The sequence below is a fragment of the Methanobrevibacter sp. 87.7 genome (assembly GCF_002208625.1).
Classification (GTDB): Archaea; Methanobacteriota; Methanobacteria; order Methanobacteriales; family Methanobacteriaceae; genus Methanarmilla.
On sequence record NZ_MRCT01000237.1, the window covers coordinates 1 to 1,881 of the forward strand.

The 1,881-nt window shown below is 26.5% G+C and carries 1 protein-coding gene; it reads right to left on the reverse strand.

What is annotated here, in order from left to right:
* Nucleotides 1-203: 203 nt before the first annotated feature.
* Nucleotides 204-1,574: a type I glutamate--ammonia ligase gene (glnA, locus tag BGI41_RS07920; RefSeq protein WP_088540158.1), complete on the reverse strand. Its 1,371-nt coding sequence runs from the start codon at nt 1,572-1,574 to the stop codon at nt 204-206.
* Between the last annotated feature and the right edge of the window lie 307 nt (nt 1,575-1,881).

A 1,881-nucleotide genomic window follows, 5' to 3' on the forward strand; every position in this document is an offset into this window, starting at 1 on the left:
TTATTGAATTTATGTTCTATATTAATATAAATTAAAAAGTAGTAGTTAATATAGATTTTTAATCAAATTTAAAATAAATATTTCCTGTTTTTAATAATTTTATTAAAATTTATTTTATATTTGATAGTTTTAAAAATAAAAAAAGTTTTAATAATGATTTATTAGGTGAATTTTAAAAAAATAAAAAATTTAAGATATTAGATTTAAATATCTAAATATCTTCTTTGTTCATAACCAAATACTTGAACTCTGTAATCATCCCATTCAGCATATTTGCTGTCAAGGAATTTATTAGCAATATGGTCACCTAATGCTCCTAAAATAACAGGATCAGTTTCAAGTGTATGGTATGCTTCCCATAAACTTGCAGGTAATAAACCAATATTTCTTTCTTTAAGTTCTTTTTCATTTAATTGGTAAATGTTAACTTCAGTAGGTTCACCCGGGTCAATTTTATTTTTAATACCATCTAAACCAGCTTCAAGCATAGCAGCAAATGCTAAGTATGGGTTACATGCTGGATCAGGTGCCCTATATTCAATACGTGTAGCTTTTCCACGAGCTGCAGGTACTCTTACAAGAGCTGATCTGTTTTTAAGACCATATGCGATATATACTGGAGCTTCGTATCCAGGAACTAAACGTTTATATGAATTTACAATTGGGTTAGTTACAGCAGTTAATGCAGGTGCATGTTTTAATAATCCACCAATAAAGTAAATTGCTTTTTCAGATAAACCAGTTTCACTATCTGCATCAGCAAATAAGTTTTCACCATTTTTAAATAAACTTTGGTGACAATGCATTCCACTACCATTTACACCAAAGAATGGTTTAGGCATGAAAGTTACTCTGTAATCAATTTCATCAAATGCAGCCATGTTACTAACAATGGATTTAATTGCTGTTTTAAAGGTTACTACTGCATCTGCAGTTTTAAGTGCATCATCAAATCTAAATGCAATTTCATTTTGACCAGGACCAACTTCGTGGTGAAGTGCTTCTACATTAAATCCTAATTCTTGTAAGTTTAAACTAATTTCTCTTCTGAAATCAGGTCCTTTATCTTTAGGTTCAATATCAAAGTAAGCTGCATCATCATATGGCATTGGGTATCCTTCATCATCAATATCTACAATAAAGAATTCTGGTTCTGGACCAATGTTATATTGTAATCCATCTTTTGAAATTTTTCCTAATGCTTTTTTAAGTTGGCTTCTTGGATCTCCTGCAAATGGTTTTCCATTTGGATCGTAAATATCACAAATAAATCTACATACTGCAGAATCATCAGGTCTCCATGGTAATCTAGAGTAGGTATTAATATCTGGTTTTAATAATAAATCACTATCATTAATATCTACAAATCCATCAATTGATGATCCATCAAATAAATTACCTTCAGTAAATAAATCTTCTAAATCATCTGGTTTAGGTATTGCAATATTTTTTTGGAAACCATGGATATCTACAAATTGTAATCTTATAAATTGGATATCGTCTTTGTCCATTTGTTCTATTATATTATCTATCTGTTTTTTATCAACATCATTACTCATCAAATCAGTCTCCATTTAAATATTTTCTAATTAATTTTTAATTAAGATAAATTTATTTTATAAATAAATTAATTTTAGTTATTATTAATTAAAATTAATGAACATTAATTAATCTTAATTAATAATAATTCATTTTGATTTTTAATTAATCTTTATGAAATAAACTTTATCATTTTATTTTATATTTTAGAAATTCAAATTCAGTCGGAAGTGACATTCCTACTTTCAATATATTTTACTTTTTTCATATATAAATGTTTTCTATTATAATCTATGTTTAATATTCATTTTTTTGATTAAAATATTGAACATTTATTAAGAT

Coding starts and splice junctions, on each gene's coding strand:
- glnA (WP_088540158.1), bottom strand. CDS start 1,574: ATGGAGACTGATTTGATGAGTAATGATGTTGATAAAAAACAGATAGAT.